Below are 17,567 nucleotides of genomic sequence, written 5' to 3'. Positions count from 1 at the left end.
CTGGCTCAGGTGTGCGGGTTGTAATCGTAGAACTGAGGATCGTCGTCCTCCCCGTTCCGTGCATTCGGCCAGAACGTCCCCGTGGGTACTGTCACGTTGGCCGACAGGACGGGAGGATCTTCGGGTCGGTCATTCTGGGAGGGGTTGTCCGTGGGCTGCACTCCGCCGTCGTGCAAGGGGGTACCGGTACCCGGTTGAGGTGTTCTCCCGCTGAGTGCGGCTGTACTTCCGCTTTCCGACGGTGATGGTGCAGCAGCCGATGATCTGCCGCGCTGTGCCGACGTCCCTGAGCAGTACCTCGTCGCGGGTGTTGCAGCCGTCCCGGTCGGCGTCGATCCAGTGCTTGAACTGCTTGCGGGAGTACCCGGCGCGGGGCCCTTCGGCCTCGACGGGAAGGGAGGCGATCAGCTCTGACAGCGGGGCGGTTACCACGTCACCCGGCGCTGCCGAGGCCGCGCCGGAGGGCAGGAGCAGTAGGACGGGCGCGGCGGCGAGTGCTGTGCGCAGGAGTTTCATGCCGGATCTGCGCGCCAGGGGCGGGCCGGGTGACGGTCTGTCCTTCCGGTTCGTCCGAACGTGCGCCCTGCCCGGGCGATCAGCCGGCCTGGAAACAGCCCCGGCTCAGGCTGCGTTCGGCACCGGCCCGAAATCGACGAGCAAAGTGGCGGGTGACGTCGACAGCAAGGGCGTCCAGGGGGCTGCGGACAAAAAATTGACGGCGTGCGAGCAGAAGACATACGCCATACCGTGAAATCAGATGACCGAATTCTTGGAGCGGTGGAGGGAACATGCCTGACTGCAATGAGCTTTCGAAGAAGATCGACGAACTGGACGGAACCTTGCAGAAGTGCCTCAGCGGGGAACCGGGAGGCGACTGTGCAAATCAGCGCATGGCTTTCGAGGCTGCGGTCCAGGCATATTACAGAGCGGGGTGCATGGGTAAACATCACTCAGGCGGCGTCAAATGGGTGCAGCTCAAGGACATCAATGATGGCCTGGATCTTTCGGTGCGGACCCCGGACAACAAGATCGTCGTCGTCGACGACTTCCTGAATCCGCCTGGCACTTCCGGCCTTCACGAAGGCATCCCGGCTCACATCACCACCACGCCGAAATCACCTGGCTGGGACGTCAGAGTAATCAGTAATTCGGATCCTCGCTATACGATCTGCTTCGATAACGAACCGGTGATTCCGTATGTCAGTCCTCGCCTTGGTGTCAGCTTTCACCATTGCGGCGAGCCGGAATCGTTGATTTATTTCCACTTCAAGGACAAGGTCATCCTGGACCGTCCTCGGGGAAAGATCGGCGTGGACTGTGTCACACTCCACGTCTTGAATACACAGATCGACCCCAGCGGCGGCTACGGAATCCGACTGGGACCGGACAACATCATCGAATACGAAGAGTGACCTCTGAACTTCCGGGGCCCCGCCCTGCTCTCGACTCGGAGAGAGGGCGGGGCTCTCGGGGACACGAGGTGAACGGCGACGAGTACGTCGCAGGGTGGGGCGAAGAGCGGGTCTGGGGCGGCCGTCATCCTCTTGGCGTGCCGGGCGCCCGCCGGTGCACCACGCATTCGGGCGCACACGCAGCCCGGGAGAGGCGATGAGGATGTATCCCGACCAGGTGGCACGGCAGAAACGGCAGAAGGGGCATATCTACACCTACCTCTGCCGGAGCGGCGGTGGACAGGGCGTGATCACCTACCCGCCCCTGGGCCAGGGCGGTTTCGGAGTCGTGTGCGTGACCGAGGACAGCACCCTCTATGTCGTCGACTACGAATGGCGGCTGCTGAAGGTCAGCCCGCAAGGGGATGTCACGCACTTCGCAGGGAAGGAGGGCGGCACGGGCGCGGACGACGTCCAGGCCACCGAGGCCGCGATCGGCAGGGTGCCCCAGTGCGCGGTCGATGGCGCAGGCAATGTCTACCTCGTCGACCAGGACAGCCGCAGGGTGCGGAAGATCGATACGACAGGGATCATCACGACGTTCCTGGAGACCGAGCTCCCCAGCGGTGTGGCAGCCGACGCCGAGGGAAACGTGTACATCGCTGATATGAGCCTCCACCAGTTGGTGAAGGTCGACACGAAGCGGAGAGTCACCATCCTCGCCGGCGCCAAAAATACGCCGGGGTCGTCCGGCGATGGCGGCCCGGCCAAGGACGCCAGGCTCGTTGGACCAACCTTTCTGGCGCTGGACCGCAAGGCGAACAAGATCTACATGACCGAGTACGTCACCCCCCACGTGCGCGTCGTCGATCTCACCAAGGAGACGATCGACTCGCTGCACGATGTGGCAAACCTCGGCAAGTACGTGATGGACGTGGCGGTTGACGCGCAGGGCAACGCCTACGTCGCCGTGAACAAGCCCGACGGCGTGTGGCGGATCCCCTCCACAGGCACAGGGCCGCGTCCGGTCACCGCTGTCGGTGACGGCACGACGGGCGACGGCGGCCCGGCAATCCAGGGGCACCTGGCCAAATCACCCCTCACACTGGCCTCGACCAGTTCCTCCGACCTGTTCATCTCCGACTTGATCCAGCCAGCGGTACGGCTGGTGTCAGGCGCGGACACCAACGCTCCCCTGGTCGGTCTGGAGAGCGCACAGGCGCTCCCTCCATCGATTCCGGCAGGGCAGCCCCGGAAAGTCACCTTCGGATGGAAGATGGCGAACCCGTTCCCGGTGGTGGAGAAGGCGGTCACGGTCACCGCGGCGCTGCCGGCCGGTGCGACGTACGAGTCCTCGTCACCGGCTGGGGCGACGTGTACGAACGATTTGGTTACCTGGCCCACGACTGACGTCGCGGCCAACTCCAGTGCAACTTACGACGTCACGGCGTCGGTGACACGGAAGACAACAGACACCGCCGCCACGGTGAAAGTGAACGCCACACCCGCAGGGATCGCTCCCGCAGCAACAGAGGTTTCGACGCACGTGGCGTAGCCAGGGCGGACGGCCCCTTCGGCCCTGACACAGCGACCCGTTGGTGCGATGCTGCTCCCCGCGCCCGCTGGATGCGCGCGAAGCGGCCCCGAACGAGGACATGCATGGCTGCCGCGTGGCTGGACACCTCTGGACCGTGCAGCTGCGGCGCACCGAGAACTGTTGGGACGAGACCCGCCAGGTGCTCCTGCCCCATGTGCAGGCCATCGGGCACGAACTGCCTCCGGGTGCGAGGCGCCCAGGTCGAGGGGCCGCTGCCCGCGATCCGAGATCTTCTGCTTGCCCGATCACCTTCCCGGCCGCCACCGGTTCGGTCCCGCCGTCCCGCGTGGCGCAGGAGCTGAGGGTGTTCTCCAGGATCCATTGCTGTGCGGGCAGCAGCTGCTCCCACCCGTACCGCTGAGCGTTGACCCAGTGTCCGAGGTCTTCGCCCTGGACGACGACGTCGCCTGCGGCCATGGGGAGCGTGCCGCTGGTCTGGACGTGGTTCTGGACGAGGCGGTGGCAGCGCTGCCGCGCGGTGCCCGCCCGCCCGTACGATGACCAACGTGACCGCCCGCCGCGCCCTTGGCTCCGGCCTCCAGGTTCCCGCGCACCCGGCATCCGCGCCGCCCACGCCGACCTGCTCTGCGGCCGGTGGAGAGAAGCACATCGTCGCCGGGCCCATCGGCCACAGGCTTCAGCCTGTCCTGCCCCGCCCAACTGATGCGCCTGTCCTTGACGCCCACCACCCATGCTGTTCGTCGGACCAGGCCGGTCGCTGACCGCGTGGGCCGGAACGGCCAGCCGAGGAGTGAAGCCGCCCGCCTTTTCCCTCGCGGCGGGTCTCGCTCTGCCGGAGGCGTCACCGTGAGCTGACTGTGGATCCCACAGGCGGGTGATCATCTTCGCTCTAACGGAGGCTGTCAGGAGCTATCCGCTACCGGCGGCCGAACAGCGGCATCCAGGATGCGGGGCACCAACTGCTGATCTCGGGACGGTGCTCTCGCCTCCCCCTCAACGATTTGGGACTGTGCTCATGGCTTCGCTCCTCTCTCCTCGCCGTCTCGGCTCCCTCACCGGCGCGGCGCTGCTGCTCGCCCTCGGCGCGGGGGTGCCGTCCTCCGCGGCGGCTCCCGCGTCCCGGGCTGCCAATGAGGTATGCCTGGACGCGGGCAACACCCGCAACAACGGTGATCAGGTACGCCTCTGGAAGTGTGCCGGCCACAAGAACCAGCGGTTCGTGATCACCAATGGACAGATCAAGGTCGAAGACACGATCGGCGGCGCCAAGGAGATGTGTCTGGACGCCGGCAACACCCGCAACAACGGCGACCGCGTACGCATCTGGCAGTGCCTCAACCACACCAACCAGAAGTGGGTCGTCCGCAACGCGCAGATCGTGCTCGCCGACACGGTCGGCAAGAGCCAGGAGATGTGTCTGGACGCCGGCAACACCCGCAACAACGGCGACCGCGTACGCATCTGGCAGTGCCTCAACCACACCAACCAGAAGTGGGTCATCCAGCAGGGCTACATCAAGGTCGCGGACACGATCTGACCGGGTCCTCGGCCGCCTCAGCCCTGGCCTCCCTTCCCAGGGCAGAGGCGGCTGAGGGCGGAGCCAGTGCTCCTTGGCTCCGCCCTGGAACAGAAGGCAACCGGACGTCATGGAGGGAGGCGGCCGGGACGACCCAAAAGGCGCTGCCCATACGATGACCCGCGTGACCGCCTGCCGCATCCTTGGCTCCGGCCCTCGGGCTCCCGCGCCCAGCATCCGCGCCGCCCCTCGACACGCTCCCCGGAGAGCGCCTGTCCGACCTCGACGAACTACGAGCCCGAGGCGTACTCTGCACGCATCCCGCGGCGCCCCGTCCCCGCGCGGATCCTCGGAACGGCCGGTCACGCCGACGAGGAACAGCCCCACCACCCGGCCTGAGACCTTCTTCTTTCCCGGCTGGGCCAATTCGGCCCAGAGATCTATTGCACCATCTCTTGCCCCTCTCTCCGGGACGCCATGCGTTTATGCAGGTCACCATGGCTGCAAAGCGTGGTCGGGGTGCTGACATCCCCTCTGCGCACCCCCTGCCGCCCGACTACCGAAATGGAGCGGGTGGGGGCGGGGCGGCGGAGGTGTACAGCGGCTGGGTCAGGCGGCCTGGCCGTCTTGTTGGTCGCCGCGGTCACTCGCCGGCGAAGTGGCGCGTCCGAGAGGCAGCGCAGCAGCTGCACCGTACGTAGGCGCCCGAGGCCAGAATCAATCGATTCAGAATAGCTAATTGTATTCGAACCAGGTGAGAATTGCTTTAACGCGCCGATTGTCCTCGTCAGGAGGCATTCCGAGCTTCACAAATACGTTCGCCACATGCTTGCTCACGGCAGCGCCCGAGAGAAACAGTTCCGTCGCGATTTCTGTATTGGAGCGCCCTTCGGCCATGAGGGCCAGCACCTCTTTTTCGCGAGAAGTGAGCCGGGCAAGCGGACCCTGCGGTGAGTCTGCGTGCGTGACGTGGCGAACAACTTCGGGGTCGATTACGACTCCGCCTGCGGAGACCGTCTCAAGAGCTCGCAGGAAGTCGGTGACCCTGCCCACCTTCTCCTTGAGCAGGTACCCGACGGCTCCGTCAGCGCCCGGGCCGTTCAGAAGTTCCCGTACATATGGGCCCGTGACATAGGCGGAAAGAACCAACACGGGCAGATCCCGGTGACGGGACCGCAGATCGATCGCGGCGCGGAGGCCGTCATCGGTGTTCCTGGGGGGCATGCGAACATCCGTTATCACCACGTCCGGGGCGGCCCCGGCGCGCGCCAGCTCATCGACGGCAGCGAGTAGCTCGTCGGCATCTTCGCATTCGCGGATCACATCATGAGCGCTGGAGGTCAAGATTTCCCGGATGCCGGCGCGTATCAGCACGCTGTCATCTGCCAGTACAATTCTCATTCCCCCTCCCTACCAGCTCGTCCTGATCCAATTTATCACCATGCGGGTTGGCTAGGAGCGGACGCTACAACTTCCGTTCCGCCAGCCGCGGGGCTGAGAATTTCGAGATTCCCGCCGACACTTCGCATCCGCTCGCGCAGTCCAGCAAGCCCGGAACCCGCCTCGATTCTCGCACCGCCGGTACCACTGTCATGCACGCGCACGTGTACGCCGGTTGTGGTGCACCGTATGTCGATGTGGGCGCCTCCCACACCTGCATGCTTTGCGATGTTCGTCAGGGCCTCGGAGACCGTGAAGTATACGGCCGTTGCAGTCGGTGACGAAAGCTGAGCGTCGTCGCCGGTGCTGGTCAACTCGACCCGCAAAGGAGATCGCGCAGCCAGCTCTCGGACGGCAGCGATGAGGCCGAGGTCGCTCAGTTCGCGGGGGTGGATGTCGCGCACCGTGTCCCTCAGCCGTTCGAGTGCGCGCTCCGCGTGTTCCTGGGCCTGACGTGCCAGCTGCACGATTCGTTCCTGGTCGGTTCCTGCGGCCGTGGCTGTGGTTTCCAACATCCCAAGACGCATGACGACGGCGACGAGCTCCCGCTGGGCGCCGTCGTGCAGATCGCGTTCGATGCGCTGCCGCTCGAATTCGAAGGCCGCTGTCAGCGAAGCCCGACTGGTACGGAGCTCCTCCAGCTTCGCGAGCAGATCCGGATCCCGGCTCCCTGAGAAGGCGCGCAGGAGAAGGTCGCGAAGAAGAGATACGCCGGTCAGCATGCTCGTGGTGACCGCGCCGAGAACGATACCTGCGGGCATCGCCAGCAGGGTTTCCTGCAGAGATTCCGGAGTGAATGGCCCGACCTGTGCGGCAATACCGAAGGACCAGAAGACCGGAGAGAATACCAGAGCGATGGCGCCGATGAATCCGAAGAAGGCCACCAGCAGTGACAGCGCGGACAGGAGTACAGAGGTCACGAAAATTGGGATGTCGGTGCGCCATACCGACCGTGAACGCAGCCGGAGCGCTACCCACTGAGCCCAGCTGTGAGTAGAGGGTCTCAGGGGCATGACATTGACGCCGCACAACCGTGCTCTCGAACGCTCCATCTCTGCTGCCACTGGGGCCGAGAATGGCAAAACGAGAATAGAAAGCAGCGGAATCGGAAAAGCCATTGCCGCGATGCATTCCGTCAGCACTCTCCGGACAATACGAATCTGTGCCATGGTCGAAATTATTACATACTTCGGGCCGGGTGAAGGTAGACCTAGGTCTACCTTCAAGCAGTGCAGGCACCCGTGTGGCGGCCGTCGTGCCCTGCTTAGCTTCAGGCATGCCTATCTCAGCTTCCGCCCCCGTACCGTTTATGCGTTTGCGTGGCCTTCAAATGGACTTTCCCATCCCAGGCCGCCGACGCGAGACGACACGTGTCCTGCACGATATCGACCTGGACATTCCTGAAGGTCAACTGACTGCCATCGTCGGTCCCTCCGGGTCGGGCAAGTCGACGCTCCTGCTCTGCACGGCTGGTCTGGAACAGGCGACCGCAGGTTCCATCGAGATCCTGGGGACGGATGTCCTGTCGCTCACCCCTCGCCGGCAGGCCGCATTCCGCAGCGAGAACATCGGCTTCATCTTCCAGGAGTACAACCTCGTCAGCTCGCTGACGGTCGAGGACAACATTGCCCTGCCGGCGCGACTCGCCGGCCACCGGGTGCCCAAGTCGCGGGTCACTGACGCCATGTCGAGGCTCGGCATCGCCAAGCACGCGCGACGGCGTCCCGACCGGCTCTCCGGAGGTGAACGTCAGCGCGTCGCAGTGGCCCGGGTCGTCGCGAATCAGCCGCGGATCGTTTTCGCCGACGAACCGACCGGTGCGCTCGACCTCAAGTCGGGTCACATCGTGCTCGATTGGCTGCAGGCACTTCCCGCGCAGGGAACCACGGTCCTGATGGTCACACACGACCCTCATGCGGCCGCACGTGCTGACCAGGTCGTGGTGCTGGGATCTGGGCGGGTACACGCCGTCATTCCTGGTGGCGACTCTCACGCGGTGAGCGATGCCGTCCTCGCAGCGCAGTCGGAGGACGAAGCAGGTGAGCAGGCGTCGTGATGCGACTTGTCCTGTCAGACATCCGGATGCAGGCGTCCATGTGGTTGTGGACGCTCCTGTGCGCAGCGGTGGGCGCCGCGTGCTCAGCGGGCTCGGTCATCGCAATGTTCACCGCTGTCTCGACAGCACGGGCGGCGGGTGATGCACGGATGGTCTCCGCGTCGATCGCACTCGGCGGCAACATCGTCTTCTTCACCGTGCTTGCCGCCGTGGGCATCGTCGCATCCACCGTCGGTCTGACGTTGACGACCCAGAGACGCGAGCATGCCCTGTGGGTGATCCTCGGGATTCCGCGCAATCGAGTCAGATCCATTCTGCGAACAGAACTGGTTGTGCTCGGCGCGATTGCCGGCGTGCTGGCAGTACCGCTGGCACCTCTCGTCGCGAGTATCGCCCTGACACAGTGGACAACAACGGGACTCGACCTGCACGGAGCCACGGTCGGATTCCAGCTCTGGCACATCGGGGCGAGCGTGCTGGCCGGAGTGGTTCCGTGCCTGCTCGGCGGCTGGGGAGTCACGCGCCGTGCCGCGCGGACACCAGAGATGCGCGCGTTCCGAGACCTCTCCGATCCACCGGCGCGGCCCGGCGTCGCGCGCAGCATTCTCGCCCTGTGCCTCCTCGCCGGTGTGGTCGGGATGTGGATTCCCGGGCTGGGCCTCGAACTCGAAGGTGGGATCGAACAGCGGACAGCCTTCGCTTTCGCCGGCAACCTCTTTCTCATCTGCCTGTTGCTGCTGATGGGGCCGTGGGTACTCACACCTCTGATGAAGTTCTGGACTGCGTTCGTGCCATCGCGCGGCGTTGCCTGGCACCTTGCTGTGCAGTCGTGCCGCACCCGCGCAGCAAGAAGCGTCACCACGGTGCTGCCCTTCGCTCTTTCCCTGTCGCTTGTCGGACTCTTCATGGTGATGGGCAACGTCATGCCCGGAAGCACCGCCGGACTGGACGATGTCCTGGTCGTGCTGGGCTGGGTCTTCGTCGTGTCCTGGGTCGGCGGCCTTGCTGTCATCGCTCTGGTCGGGCGGGAACGCATACGTGATTCGGCCATCGTGACGGTCGCCGGCGCGCGACCAGGTGTGGTCACACGATCAACGATCTACGAGGGAGCGATCTATGCAGGAACGGCGATCATCTTCGGCGTGATCTCCATCGCGGTGACGAGTGTCACCATCGCCATGGGGGCCAAGATCAGTGTCGTCCAGGTTCTGGACGGTCTTCCCTGGGCAACACTCAGTGCGCTCGCCGCCGTGACACTCGCCACCACCTGCCTTGCTTTGGCTTTGCAAGCTGCCCGCGTATTGCGCACGGTCGCAGCCCGGGCTCTGCGCTCGTGAATCGGGGCGATGGCCATACGTGAAAACGTCCGGGGAGCCCTCTTGCGGGGCGAGTAATGCACCGGGATCCCCACCAGCCGGCATTCGGGTGCTCTGCTTCCGCCACGGAAGGGACTTGCCATCAACGCGATCGCGCCCTTCAACCTGACCACCATGACCATGAACGGCATGCATCACCTGCATGTTCAGAATCACGAAGGAATTACCTGATGGAAATTAGGAAACACGCTCTGCTCGTTTTCGGGGGAGTGGCACTCCTCGCTTCCACAGCAATAGGATGTACCACGGACGGTGACCTGGCGAACGCAGCTGTGGAATCAAAATCGTTCGAGTTCAGCGGCGACAGCCTGACCGTGAAGTCCAACTCCGCGGACCTTGAACTTGTAGCTGCCGACGTCGAGGACATTCGGGTGGAGCGGCAGGCCAGTGGCGCAAAAGTAGGCAGCGACATCGAATCCGGATGGCGACTGGCAGGGAACACGCTCACACTCTCGCTGGACTGCACAGGTGTCTCCATCAACTGCAAGGCGAAGTACACCGTGAAGGTACCGCGCGACGTTGCAGTCACTGCCGAGAACAACAAGGGCCTCATCAGAGCCACAGGTTTCACTGCCGACTTCTCGGCCAAAGCCGACGACAGCGACGTGCAGTTGTCGGACCTCAGCGGAGCCCATCTGGATCTGGAAGGCGGCGACGGAAGCATCGAGGGCGACGGGATCTCCGTAAAATCGGTCACCGTCACCTCAAGAAACGGCGACAACAAACTGAGCCTCGACTCCGTGCCGGACCTCGTCGATGTGCGAAGCAAGGACGGCAACGTTCGGCTCAGCCTGCCGGATGCGACGTATGCAGTCGAGACAGCCGCCAAAAAGGGAGACGTCGCCGTGGATGTCATGAAAGACGAAACGAGTGACCATGTTGTGAGGATTCACACGCGTAACGGAGACATCGCCATCGGTAGGGGGACGGCATCCTAAGCATGGTCCCGTAGGAGGCGTGCCGCGTATCGGTCACCGGGCCCGCGCGGTCTCGACGGGGCCGCAGGCCTGCCGCCGCCGCTGCACGTTGGCGTCTGCGGCCCCGGCGGCGAACCTTTGGTTTTTGGCCAGGATCCCGGTCGGGTATCGGTCCCAGACTGCGCTCGCGGGTGGCAGGAGCTGACCATGCGCTGTAGCCCAGGCGCGGGCAGCGACGAGCCCTTCCTCGGACGCGACGTCCTGATGCGATCACACCGTCCCCAGCCTGTCGAGCTGCTCCACCCGTCCCGTGTCCAGGCGGCCGGCCTTGTGGCGCCTGCGCTGGTCGGCGAGCCATGTACCGAGCGGAAACCCGGTCGGGGCCGGTCTCCCAGGTGATGTGGCCGTACGGCACCGCAGTTGCTGAGCCCCGGTCTCCTCGATCGTTTCGGTGTTGTGCGCGCGCAAGGCTCCGAGGACTTCACGAGAGTTCCGTAGGTGTCCGAGGCCGGCATTTCGTCCGGCTTTTCTGTGCTCTCGAACTGCAGCTTTCACGATGCGTAAGACGGGTCGACTCGCAGGTCCTGGGCATTCGGGGGTTTTCCCCACCATGCGTCGGCCTGCTACCTGGATCGCCTGAGCGAATCTTTTCAGCCAGGCTGGAAGTGTTCGGTCGAATCCCCGGCCCGTGCGCGATAGAAATGAATCAGAAAGAAATAATGTCTAGTAGATCTTCACGCATCTTCGGAAGCAGGGTGCGTCCGCGTGCAATTCTGATGGTCGCAGCTTCGATGGCGGCTGCTGTCACGATGTCGGCATGCTCCAATGGCTCCACGGACCATTCAGCTGCTCCGTCGTCAGGGACTGCGCGAGTAAGTTCCGACCTGCAAAAACTCATGAACGGTGCACCGTGGTCGTCAGGCCGGTGGGGCGTGCAGGTGGCCGACCTGAAGACCGGAGAAATTGTCCAGTCGAAGAGCCCTGATTCTCAGTTCATGACTGGATCGACGGCCAAGACTTTTGCGGTAAGCGCCGCGCTCGATGTCCTGGGCGGTGACCATCGATTCCGTACCCCAGTGGTTCATTCAGGTACCGTATCGCCCGACGGGAGGCTTTCAGGAAACCTGATTATGGTCGGGAGCGGTGATCTGGCACTCGGTGGGCGGACCACTGCGTCAGGGGCACTCGACGTGCCGGACTTCGACCACTATGACGCCAACGCTGTACCTGGAATGGCGACCCTTGCTCAAGAGGATCCGCTGGGGGGCATCAATGAGCTGGCTCGGCAGGTTGCGGCCAGCGGCATCCGCCAGATCGACGGCGACGTGGTGATCGACAACCGGCTCTGGGATCCAGTGTCGATCGGCGGCGTGCCGGTCACTCCAACCATCGTCAACGACAACCTGATCGACGTGCTGATCACGCCGGGCGCCCCCGGCGAGCCGGCGAAGGTCGACTGGCGTCCGAAGACAGCAGCCTTCAGCGTCGACGCACAGGTGACAACCACGCCTGCCGGAAGCAAGCCGGCGGTGACGACCGAAAGTGGCACCCCCGGTCACATCGAGGTGCGAGGTTCCGTGCCTGCGGACGCGAAGGCTCCCTTCGTGACGACGTACCAGGTTCCCGACCCGGCGGCCTTTGCCCGGACCGTGCTCATCGAGGCGCTCGCCCGTAATGGCGTCGGCGTGACTACGCCGCGACTGGGAGAAAACCCCAGCAGTAAGCTCCCTCCGTCCAAGGAGGTGAACGAGATGCCTGCGTCGGCAACCTATGTGTCACCACCTTTCAAGGAATACGCAAAGCTGATCAACAAGGTCAGTCACAATCTCGGGGCGAATCTTCTGCCACCGCTGATGGCGGTGCAGCATGGTCAACGAACCTATGCGGACGGGATGAAGATCGAGCGGGAGTTCCTCGCTCGCTCCGGAATCGATCCGCAGGCACTCGCGCTCGTCGACGCCCAGGGCCTCCCCGGCGACAAGGCAACGCCAACTGCCCAAGTGGCATTGCTGCGGCATCTTGCCCGGCAGGAAAACTTTGACGTCTTCTATGACTCCATGCCGAGCATGGGGGTCGATGGTTCGCTTGCCGATGTCATCGCGCGCACCAATCCTGCCGCAGGGCACATCCGGGCGAAGACCGGCACCTTGGTCAGTGCTTACAAGGGCAAGCTGGCTCTCGGTACGAAGGCACTCGCAGGATATATCGATGCGAAGGACGGTCACCGCTACGCCTTTGCGATATATGTGAACAACATCCCGGTGCCCAGCAATTCCGTGAGCGATGCCATCGACCTCGCACTCAGGGCCAACAAGCAACTGGGAGCGATGGCCGCCGACATCTACAAGTCACCCAAGGCGTGATGGGCGCTCAATGAGGTGAGCGATCCGGTGTCCTTGGGCGGGTGACGAATCAGTGCGTTGCCCGCACCACGCGGATTGATCCCAAGCCGGGTAATCTGCCTCGACCTCGCATGACGGTCCACCGACGGAGTCGGTGGACCGTTTCGCCTCATGTGGTTGACGGTGGCCATGTCGGCGCACCGGGCCGCCGAGCGGTGGCGACCAGCCGGGCGGCTGTCGAAGAGGCACAACTGTGTGTGGTCGGTCAGAGCGAGCAGGCGCCCGTGCGAGACCGTTCGCCATGCCGCGCTCCGGGCCTCGGCCCTCGCTCCGCTGCCCCGTCTGCCGCTCTGCCGGTCTCCAACAACGCGGACGCCTATGTGAGCCTTGGCCCGCCGAGTTCGTACCGGGGCATGACCAGAGCCGCACAGATTCGTCGTCCAGGACGAACTGCGGCCCCATCATTCCTCCTAGAGTCGCACCGGAGAGCACCGCAGGTGTCCAGCGCGTCCTTGACGAGGAGACGAAGAGCATGCAGACCCTCTTGCGTGGCGGCCGTGTCATTGATCCGGGAACCGGGCTCGACGCCGTCACCGACGTCCTCGTATCCGACGGAGTGGTCAGGGCTGTGGGCACCGGACTCGACGCGCCGCCGGGATGCACGGTACTCGACGTCACGGGCCTGGTCGTCGGCCCGGGATTCGTCGACCTGCACAGCCATGTGCACTCGATCGCGGGGCATCGGCTGCAGGCCATGGACGGCGTGACGACGGCACTCGACCTGGAATCGGGGTTGATGCCCATCGGACGGGCATATGCCGAGGCAGCCGCGGCCGGACGACCCCTGCACTACGGTTTCTCCGCCTCGTGGGGCGGTGCTCGGGCCCAGGTGCTCGCCGGTATCGAGCCCGACGCACGGGTGACGAGCGGATTCGCGGTGCTGGGGAATCCCCGTTGGCAGCGCTCCTCGTCCGATCGTGAACTCGACGAGTGGCTGGCCTTGTTGGAAGGCGAGCTGGCCGGTGGAGCGCTCGGCATCGGAGTTCTCCTCGGATACGCGCCCCAAAGCGCTCCCAGGGAGTTCCTTGCGGTCGCCCGGCTCGCGGCGAAGGCCGGAGTGCCGACGTACACCCACGTCCGTGAGCTGGTGGAGGTGGATCCCCGCACACCGGCGGACGGCTCCGAGGAGATCGCCATCGCCGCGGCCGAGACCGGTGCTGCGATGCACCACTGCCACGTCAACAGCACTTCCGGCCACCACATCGACCGTGTGCTGCGCGCACTGGACGGCTCACGGCGGTCCGGATCCCGCGTGACGGTCGAGGCGTACCCGTACGGGGCGGGCAGCACCGCGATCGGCGCCGCGTTCCTCGACGCCGATCGGCTACGGATGAAGGGCCTGTCCGCATCGAGCGTCGTGATGCTCGAATCGGGAGAACGCATCGCCGACGACGGTCGGCTGCGCCAACTGCGCGAGCACGACCCCGGGGCGCCCTGCATCCTGGAGTTCCTGGACGAGGGCGACCCGCGACAGCGGGCGATGCTGCACCAGGCGCTCGCCTTCCCGGACGCGATCGTCGCCAGTGACGCGATGCCCGTCTTCTGGCCCGACGGCAGCAGCGACAGCGCCCTGTGGCCGCTGCCGCCCGGAGGAACCACGCACCCGCGCACGGCGGGGACGTTCGCCAAGACCTTGCGCGTGATGGTGCGGGAGAGCGGTGCCTGGGACTGGCCGGAGGCGTTCCGGCGGTGTTCCCACCTGCCGGCCAGGGTCCTCGACGAGGTCGCACCGGGTGCCCGCGCGAAGGGGCACCTCGGCGTCGGGGCGGACGCCGACATCGTCGTCCTCGATCCCGAGACAATCACCGATGCCGCCACGTACTTCGATTCCACCCGCCCTTCCGTGGGAGTCCGGCACCTGCTCGTCGGCGGCGTCCCGGTGGTCAGCGCGGGGGAGTTGCAGGCCGACGCGCTCCCCGGACAGCCGCTGCGAGGCGAGCCGCGATGACGGCAGGGGCGATGCGGTGTACGGGGACTCCTGGTGGATGTTGAACCCCTGTAGCGGTGCAAGGCGGCCTGGCCCGGTCACCAGGCCACCTCCCACAGCGGGAACGCCGGCCGCCGGCCGCCAATCCCGAGCGCATCGTGGCCGATGGGCGCAGGCACCTGAGGCGGCGGCCCGGGCGGGACGCCCCCGTGTCCTGCTGGTCCTACTGCTCGGACACGCACGACACGGTGCGGCCCGCAGAGCTGCCGATCCTGGATCGGCACCACGCCGCTCACTGTGGTGACCGCGCTCCCGGCTCCGCAGCGCGCCGGACAGTTCACCTTCCCGCAGGCCACCACCAGACAGCCAGTCCATTCGAGTCCGGTCCGGACAGACAGGAGCGATCAACCCATGGTCACCGAATCAGAACTGGTCGAGACGATCACCGCCCGCGCGGCCGAGGTCGGCGTGCGGGTCCGGATGCACGCGGCCGACCTGGACGGTTCGCGCCAGGTGGGCATCGACGCCTCGGAGCCGGTGGTCACCGCCTCCGTGTTCAAGGTTCCGGTCGCGCTGGAACTGGCCCGACAGGCGGCTGTCGGCCACCTCGACCTCGCCGAGCGGATCGAGGTGGCCCCCGGGCATCCGACCGCCAGTCCCTACGGCCTGGCGACGTTCCGCCACGCGGTCACGATGTCCTGGTACGACCTGGCCCTGCTGATGATCGGCATCAGCGACAACGTCGCCACAGACCTGGTGGTCGCGAGGGTGGGCAAGGCTGCGATCGCCGAGTCACTGCGGCGACTTGGTCTCCCGCACACCGCCGTCCCACAGGACTGCGGGGAGCTGCTGCGCTCGATCGGGGAGGACCTGGGCATCGACTACCAGGACGACGAGCGACTCCTGGCGGCGTTGCCGCCCGAACGGCTCGACGCACTGCGCGCACTGACCCCCGCGGCCACCTGCCGCACCACCGCTGCGGAGAGCACCCGCTTGCTGGGCCTGATCTGGCGGGACGAAGCGGCGCCCGCGGCGGCATGTGCCGACGTCCGGCGCTGGCTGGAGCTGCAACTGTGGCCGCACCGGCTGCGTTCCGGCTTCCCGGACGACGATGTGAGGATCAGCGGGAAAACCGGAACGCTGCCCTCGCTGCGCAACGAGATCGGCGTGCTGGAGTATCCGGACGGTGGCCGGTACGCGGTCGGCGTGTTCACCAAGGCCGTCGACAGCCGCTCACGGGTTCCGGAACGGGACGCCTTCATCGGGTTCGCCGCCGCCCGGGCAGTGGACTGGCTCAGGCAGTGACCTGCTGGCGGCCGGAGGCTCCGCCGGTCGCGACGAGCGTCTTGCCCGCGTCGAGGCACACCACCTGATACGGGGCCACCAGTGCCCGGCTCACGGCTTCGGAGAGTGCCAGTGTGTACGCCACCGGCCCGAACACCCGCGACCCCGGGTCGATACTCGCGATCAGCCGCGGCTCACCGGAGTCACCACTCCGGGCGTGCTCGGGTGCTTCCCGGATCCGGGCCGTGGCGGTCATGTACAGCCGGCGGGTTGCCGGGATCCGTACCTGGTCGTGCACCGCGGCCCACGGCTTGCCCGCGTACCCACTGGTGTGGTGCCTCGTCGACGACCACCAGGTCCCATGAACCAAGGCCGGCACCGTGAGCGCGCTGGAGAACGCCGAGGCCGACGGCGGCGTACGTGGCGAACACCGCCACCCGCTCCAGCCCCCGTGCACAGGAGACGAGTTCACCCGGATCGGTCGTGCAAGGGACACCGTCGGAGTCGCCGGCCCGCAGCGAGCACACCCCGCGGACACCCGTGAACAGTTCGGTGCGTGTCACGTCGATGCCCGCGTACACGAACCTCGCGCCGATGCGCTCGGTGAGGTCTTTCGACAGGTCAGTGGTTTCGGCACCGGTGCTGGTGTGCGGGTTGAGCCGGTGGATCTCGTCGATCAGCACAAGCCTGATGCCAGCTTGGGCGTAGGTGGCACACACGGCCGAAGTGATCTGGGCTTGGGTCATACGGGTGGTGATGGGGATGCCGAGGTGGCGGGCGAACTCGGTGGCGAGGGTCCTCGCGCTGGCGGCGGGAGGCACCAAAACATAGGCGACCGGTACCTGGGCGCGCCGTCCGCGTGGTCGGCTCTGTCTGCCGTACCCGCGTTGTGCCTGGGCGCTGCGGCTGGAGGAGGCGCTGCGGGTAGCGGCGGTGCTCAGTTGCGGATGAGCAGGACGAGGCCGGCGAGCACCACGGCGAGTGCCACGGCGGCGGCCCCGTACACGAGCCGGTGTGCACGCAGTCCGGGCAGGAATCGGTCGATGGCGATCCTGCCCGGCCCGGTGAGGGCGAGTCCGGCGGCGCCGGCGGCCAGCAGGACTTCGTACTCGACGCCCTGCGGAGCGAAGAAGCCGCCGCCCCACTTGACGGCCAGGGCGTTGATCATGGTGCCGAGGGCGGCGGCGCCAGCGAGCGGCGTCAGCAGGCCGAGGACCAGACCGAGCCCGCCGAGGACCTCGCTCAGTCCGGCTATGGCGGCCATCGTCTCGCCCGAGGGGTAGCCGCTCATAGTGAAGAACTGGCCGGTGCCCTTGAGGCCTCCGCCGCCGAACCAGCCGAACAGCTTCTGCGCACCGTGGGCTGCGACGGTCAGTCCGAGGGCGACGCGGATGATCAGCAGTCCGGCGTCGTAGGCGTGCGGCGAGGTGCCCTCGGTGACGCCGGAGCGGGAATCGAGGGAACGGGTGAGAGTGGAAGCCATGTTGAACGGATCTTTCTGAGGAGATCGAGAAGTCTTACTTGAGAGTTCAAGTATCGGTCTCATGGATGGTAGCCGATAAGTGAAACTTCAACCACTTCGGGCTCTGGCATCGACCCCACACTGCGGGAGTGGTCAGCGGCCTTGCCCCGACGTTTGTCGGACAGGGGCTCGGCGGTCGGGGATTGTTTCTGTCTACGGGTGGGGGGTCCGCGGGGCC

At 65.8% G+C, this 17,567-nt stretch carries 17 protein-coding genes; 10 read left to right on the top strand and 7 right to left on the bottom strand.

What is annotated here, in order from left to right; all coding sequences use genetic code 11:
• Positions 1-129 precede the first annotated feature (129 nt).
• Positions 130-516: a hypothetical protein gene (locus AADR41_RS11115; protein ID WP_342281177.1), complete on the bottom strand. Its 387-nt coding sequence runs from the start codon at positions 514-516 to the stop codon at positions 130-132.
• Positions 517-788: 272 nt separating this feature from the next.
• Here AADR41_RS11115 and AADR41_RS11110 point away from each other — a divergent pair, with 272 nt between their 5' ends.
• The 4 genes from AADR41_RS11110 to AADR41_RS11095 all read left to right on the top strand — a co-directional run bounded on the left by AADR41_RS11110 (position 789) and on the right by AADR41_RS11095 (position 4,486).
• Positions 789-1,412, top strand: coding sequence for a hypothetical protein (locus tag AADR41_RS11110; RefSeq protein ID WP_342281176.1), 624 nt, complete (start codon positions 789-791; stop codon positions 1,410-1,412).
• A 196-nt stretch (positions 1,413-1,608) separates the two neighbouring features.
• On the top strand, positions 1,609-2,946 hold the full coding sequence (locus tag AADR41_RS11105; protein ID WP_342281175.1) for a hypothetical protein: 1,338 nt from the start codon (positions 1,609-1,611) through the stop codon (positions 2,944-2,946).
• A gap of 414 nt (positions 2,947-3,360) precedes the next feature.
• Positions 3,361-3,489, top strand: a complete 129-nt coding sequence (locus AADR41_RS11100; RefSeq protein WP_342281174.1) for a hypothetical protein — start codon at positions 3,361-3,363, stop codon at positions 3,487-3,489.
• Between the two features lie 475 nt (positions 3,490-3,964).
• Positions 3,965-4,486 (top strand): RICIN domain-containing protein, encoded by a 522-nt coding sequence (locus AADR41_RS11095; protein WP_342281173.1) that lies wholly within the window; start codon positions 3,965-3,967, stop codon positions 4,484-4,486.
• Positions 4,487-5,200: 714 nt separating this feature from the next.
• Here AADR41_RS11095 and AADR41_RS11090 read toward each other — a convergent pair.
• Positions 5,201-5,866, bottom strand: a complete 666-nt coding sequence (locus AADR41_RS11090; protein ID WP_342281172.1) for a response regulator transcription factor — start codon at positions 5,864-5,866, stop codon at positions 5,201-5,203.
• A 35-nt stretch (positions 5,867-5,901) separates the two neighbouring features.
• Positions 5,902-7,074, bottom strand: a complete 1,173-nt coding sequence (locus AADR41_RS11085) for a sensor histidine kinase (RefSeq protein WP_342281171.1) — start codon at positions 7,072-7,074, stop codon at positions 5,902-5,904.
• Positions 7,075-7,235: 161 nt separating this feature from the next.
• Here AADR41_RS11085 and AADR41_RS11080 point away from each other — a divergent pair, with 161 nt between their 5' ends.
• From AADR41_RS11080 to AADR41_RS11070, 3 genes are all read left to right on the top strand, one after another.
• Positions 7,236-7,961: an ABC transporter ATP-binding protein gene (locus tag AADR41_RS11080; protein WP_342281170.1), complete on the top strand. Its 726-nt coding sequence runs from the start codon at positions 7,236-7,238 to the stop codon at positions 7,959-7,961.
• Entirely contained in the window at positions 7,961-9,298 is a 1,338-nt protein-coding gene (locus tag AADR41_RS11075; protein WP_342281227.1) for an ABC transporter permease, read from the top strand. Before AADR41_RS11080 ends, AADR41_RS11075 begins: the two co-directional genes overlap by 1 nt.
• 209 nt (positions 9,299-9,507) lie before the next feature.
• Entirely contained in the window at positions 9,508-10,275 is a 768-nt protein-coding gene (locus AADR41_RS11070) for a DUF4097 family beta strand repeat-containing protein (RefSeq protein WP_342281169.1), read from the top strand.
• Between the two features lie 249 nt (positions 10,276-10,524).
• Here AADR41_RS11070 and AADR41_RS11065 read toward each other — a convergent pair whose 3' ends face one another.
• Complete coding sequence (locus tag AADR41_RS11065; RefSeq protein WP_342281168.1) at positions 10,525-10,866, bottom strand: helicase associated domain-containing protein; 342 nt, start codon at positions 10,864-10,866, stop codon at positions 10,525-10,527.
• Positions 10,867-10,955: 89 nt separating this feature from the next.
• Between AADR41_RS11065 and dacB the strand changes: the two genes are divergently transcribed.
• The 3 genes from dacB (at position 10,956) to AADR41_RS11050 (ending at position 15,888) form a co-directional block, all read left to right on the top strand.
• On the top strand, positions 10,956-12,617 hold the full coding sequence (dacB, locus tag AADR41_RS11060) for a D-alanyl-D-alanine carboxypeptidase/D-alanyl-D-alanine endopeptidase (RefSeq protein WP_342281167.1): 1,662 nt from the start codon (positions 10,956-10,958) through the stop codon (positions 12,615-12,617).
• Between the two features lie 280 nt (positions 12,618-12,897).
• A complete protein-coding gene (locus AADR41_RS11055; RefSeq protein WP_342281166.1) occupies positions 12,898-14,604 on the top strand; it encodes an amidohydrolase family protein in 1,707 nt (568 codons plus the stop codon).
• 390 nt (positions 14,605-14,994) lie between these two features.
• The gene (locus tag AADR41_RS11050) at positions 14,995-15,888 is read left to right on the top strand and encodes a serine hydrolase (RefSeq protein WP_342281165.1); all 894 of its coding nucleotides are present in this window, start codon (positions 14,995-14,997) and stop codon (positions 15,886-15,888) included.
• Here AADR41_RS11050 and AADR41_RS11045 read toward each other — a convergent pair.
• The 3 genes from AADR41_RS11045 to AADR41_RS11035 are packed head-to-tail and all read right to left on the bottom strand — an operon-like array spanning position 15,878 to position 17,350.
• Positions 15,878-16,012 carry a hypothetical protein gene (locus AADR41_RS11045; RefSeq protein ID WP_342281164.1) on the bottom strand — a complete coding sequence of 45 codons (135 nt, stop codon included), beginning with the start codon at positions 16,010-16,012 and terminating at the stop codon, positions 15,878-15,880. The two genes, AADR41_RS11050 and AADR41_RS11045, sit on opposite strands and share 11 nt — an antisense overlap.
• Positions 16,013-16,070: 58 nt before the next feature.
• A complete protein-coding gene (locus AADR41_RS42860; RefSeq protein ID WP_446751015.1) occupies positions 16,071-16,808 on the bottom strand; it encodes a TniB family NTP-binding protein in 738 nt (245 codons plus the stop codon).
• On the bottom strand, positions 16,805-17,350 hold the full coding sequence (locus AADR41_RS11035) for a DoxX family protein (RefSeq protein WP_342281163.1): 546 nt from the start codon (positions 17,348-17,350) through the stop codon (positions 16,805-16,807). The genes AADR41_RS42860 and AADR41_RS11035 overlap by 4 nt, the downstream gene beginning before the upstream one ends.
• Between the last annotated feature and the right edge of the window lie 217 nt (positions 17,351-17,567).

The organism is Streptomyces sp. CLV115 (genome assembly GCF_038448545.1).
In the GTDB taxonomy this organism is placed as follows: Bacteria; Actinomycetota; Actinomycetes; order Streptomycetales; family Streptomycetaceae; genus Streptomyces; species Streptomyces sanglieri.
This window is presented reverse-complemented; position numbering and strand designations above follow the sequence as displayed.

What these genes read in the sequence shown, in the direction of transcription:
- AADR41_RS11115 (WP_342281177.1), bottom strand. Translation starts at nt 516, where the DNA reads ATGAAACTCCTGCGCACAGCACTCGCCGCCGCGCCCGTCCTACTGCTC.
- AADR41_RS11110 (WP_342281176.1), top strand. Translation starts at nt 789, where the DNA reads ATGCCTGACTGCAATGAGCTTTCGAAGAAGATCGACGAACTGGACGGA.
- AADR41_RS11105 (WP_342281175.1), top strand. Translation starts at nt 1,609, where the DNA reads ATGAGGATGTATCCCGACCAGGTGGCACGGCAGAAACGGCAGAAGGGG.
- AADR41_RS11095 (WP_342281173.1), top strand. Translation starts at nt 3,965, where the DNA reads ATGGCTTCGCTCCTCTCTCCTCGCCGTCTCGGCTCCCTCACCGGCGCG.
- AADR41_RS11090 (WP_342281172.1), bottom strand. Translation starts at nt 5,866, where the DNA reads ATGAGAATTGTACTGGCAGATGACAGCGTGCTGATACGCGCCGGCATC.
- AADR41_RS11085 (WP_342281171.1), bottom strand. Translation starts at nt 7,074, where the DNA reads ATGGCACAGATTCGTATTGTCCGGAGAGTGCTGACGGAATGCATCGCG.
- AADR41_RS11080 (WP_342281170.1), top strand. Translation starts at nt 7,236, where the DNA reads ATGGACTTTCCCATCCCAGGCCGCCGACGCGAGACGACACGTGTCCTG.
- AADR41_RS11075 (WP_342281227.1), top strand. Translation starts at nt 7,961, where the DNA reads ATGCGACTTGTCCTGTCAGACATCCGGATGCAGGCGTCCATGTGGTTG.
- AADR41_RS11070 (WP_342281169.1), top strand. Translation starts at nt 9,508, where the DNA reads ATGGAAATTAGGAAACACGCTCTGCTCGTTTTCGGGGGAGTGGCACTC.
- AADR41_RS11065 (WP_342281168.1), bottom strand. Translation starts at nt 10,866, where the DNA reads ATGGTGGGGAAAACCCCCGAATGCCCAGGACCTGCGAGTCGACCCGTC.
- dacB (WP_342281167.1), top strand. Translation starts at nt 10,956, where the DNA reads ATGAATCAGAAAGAAATAATGTCTAGTAGATCTTCACGCATCTTCGGA.
- AADR41_RS11055 (WP_342281166.1), top strand. Translation starts at nt 12,898, where the DNA reads ATGCCGCGCTCCGGGCCTCGGCCCTCGCTCCGCTGCCCCGTCTGCCGC.
- AADR41_RS11050 (WP_342281165.1), top strand. Translation starts at nt 14,995, where the DNA reads ATGGTCACCGAATCAGAACTGGTCGAGACGATCACCGCCCGCGCGGCC.
- AADR41_RS11035 (WP_342281163.1), bottom strand. Translation starts at nt 17,350, where the DNA reads ATGGCTTCCACTCTCACCCGTTCCCTCGATTCCCGCTCCGGCGTCACC.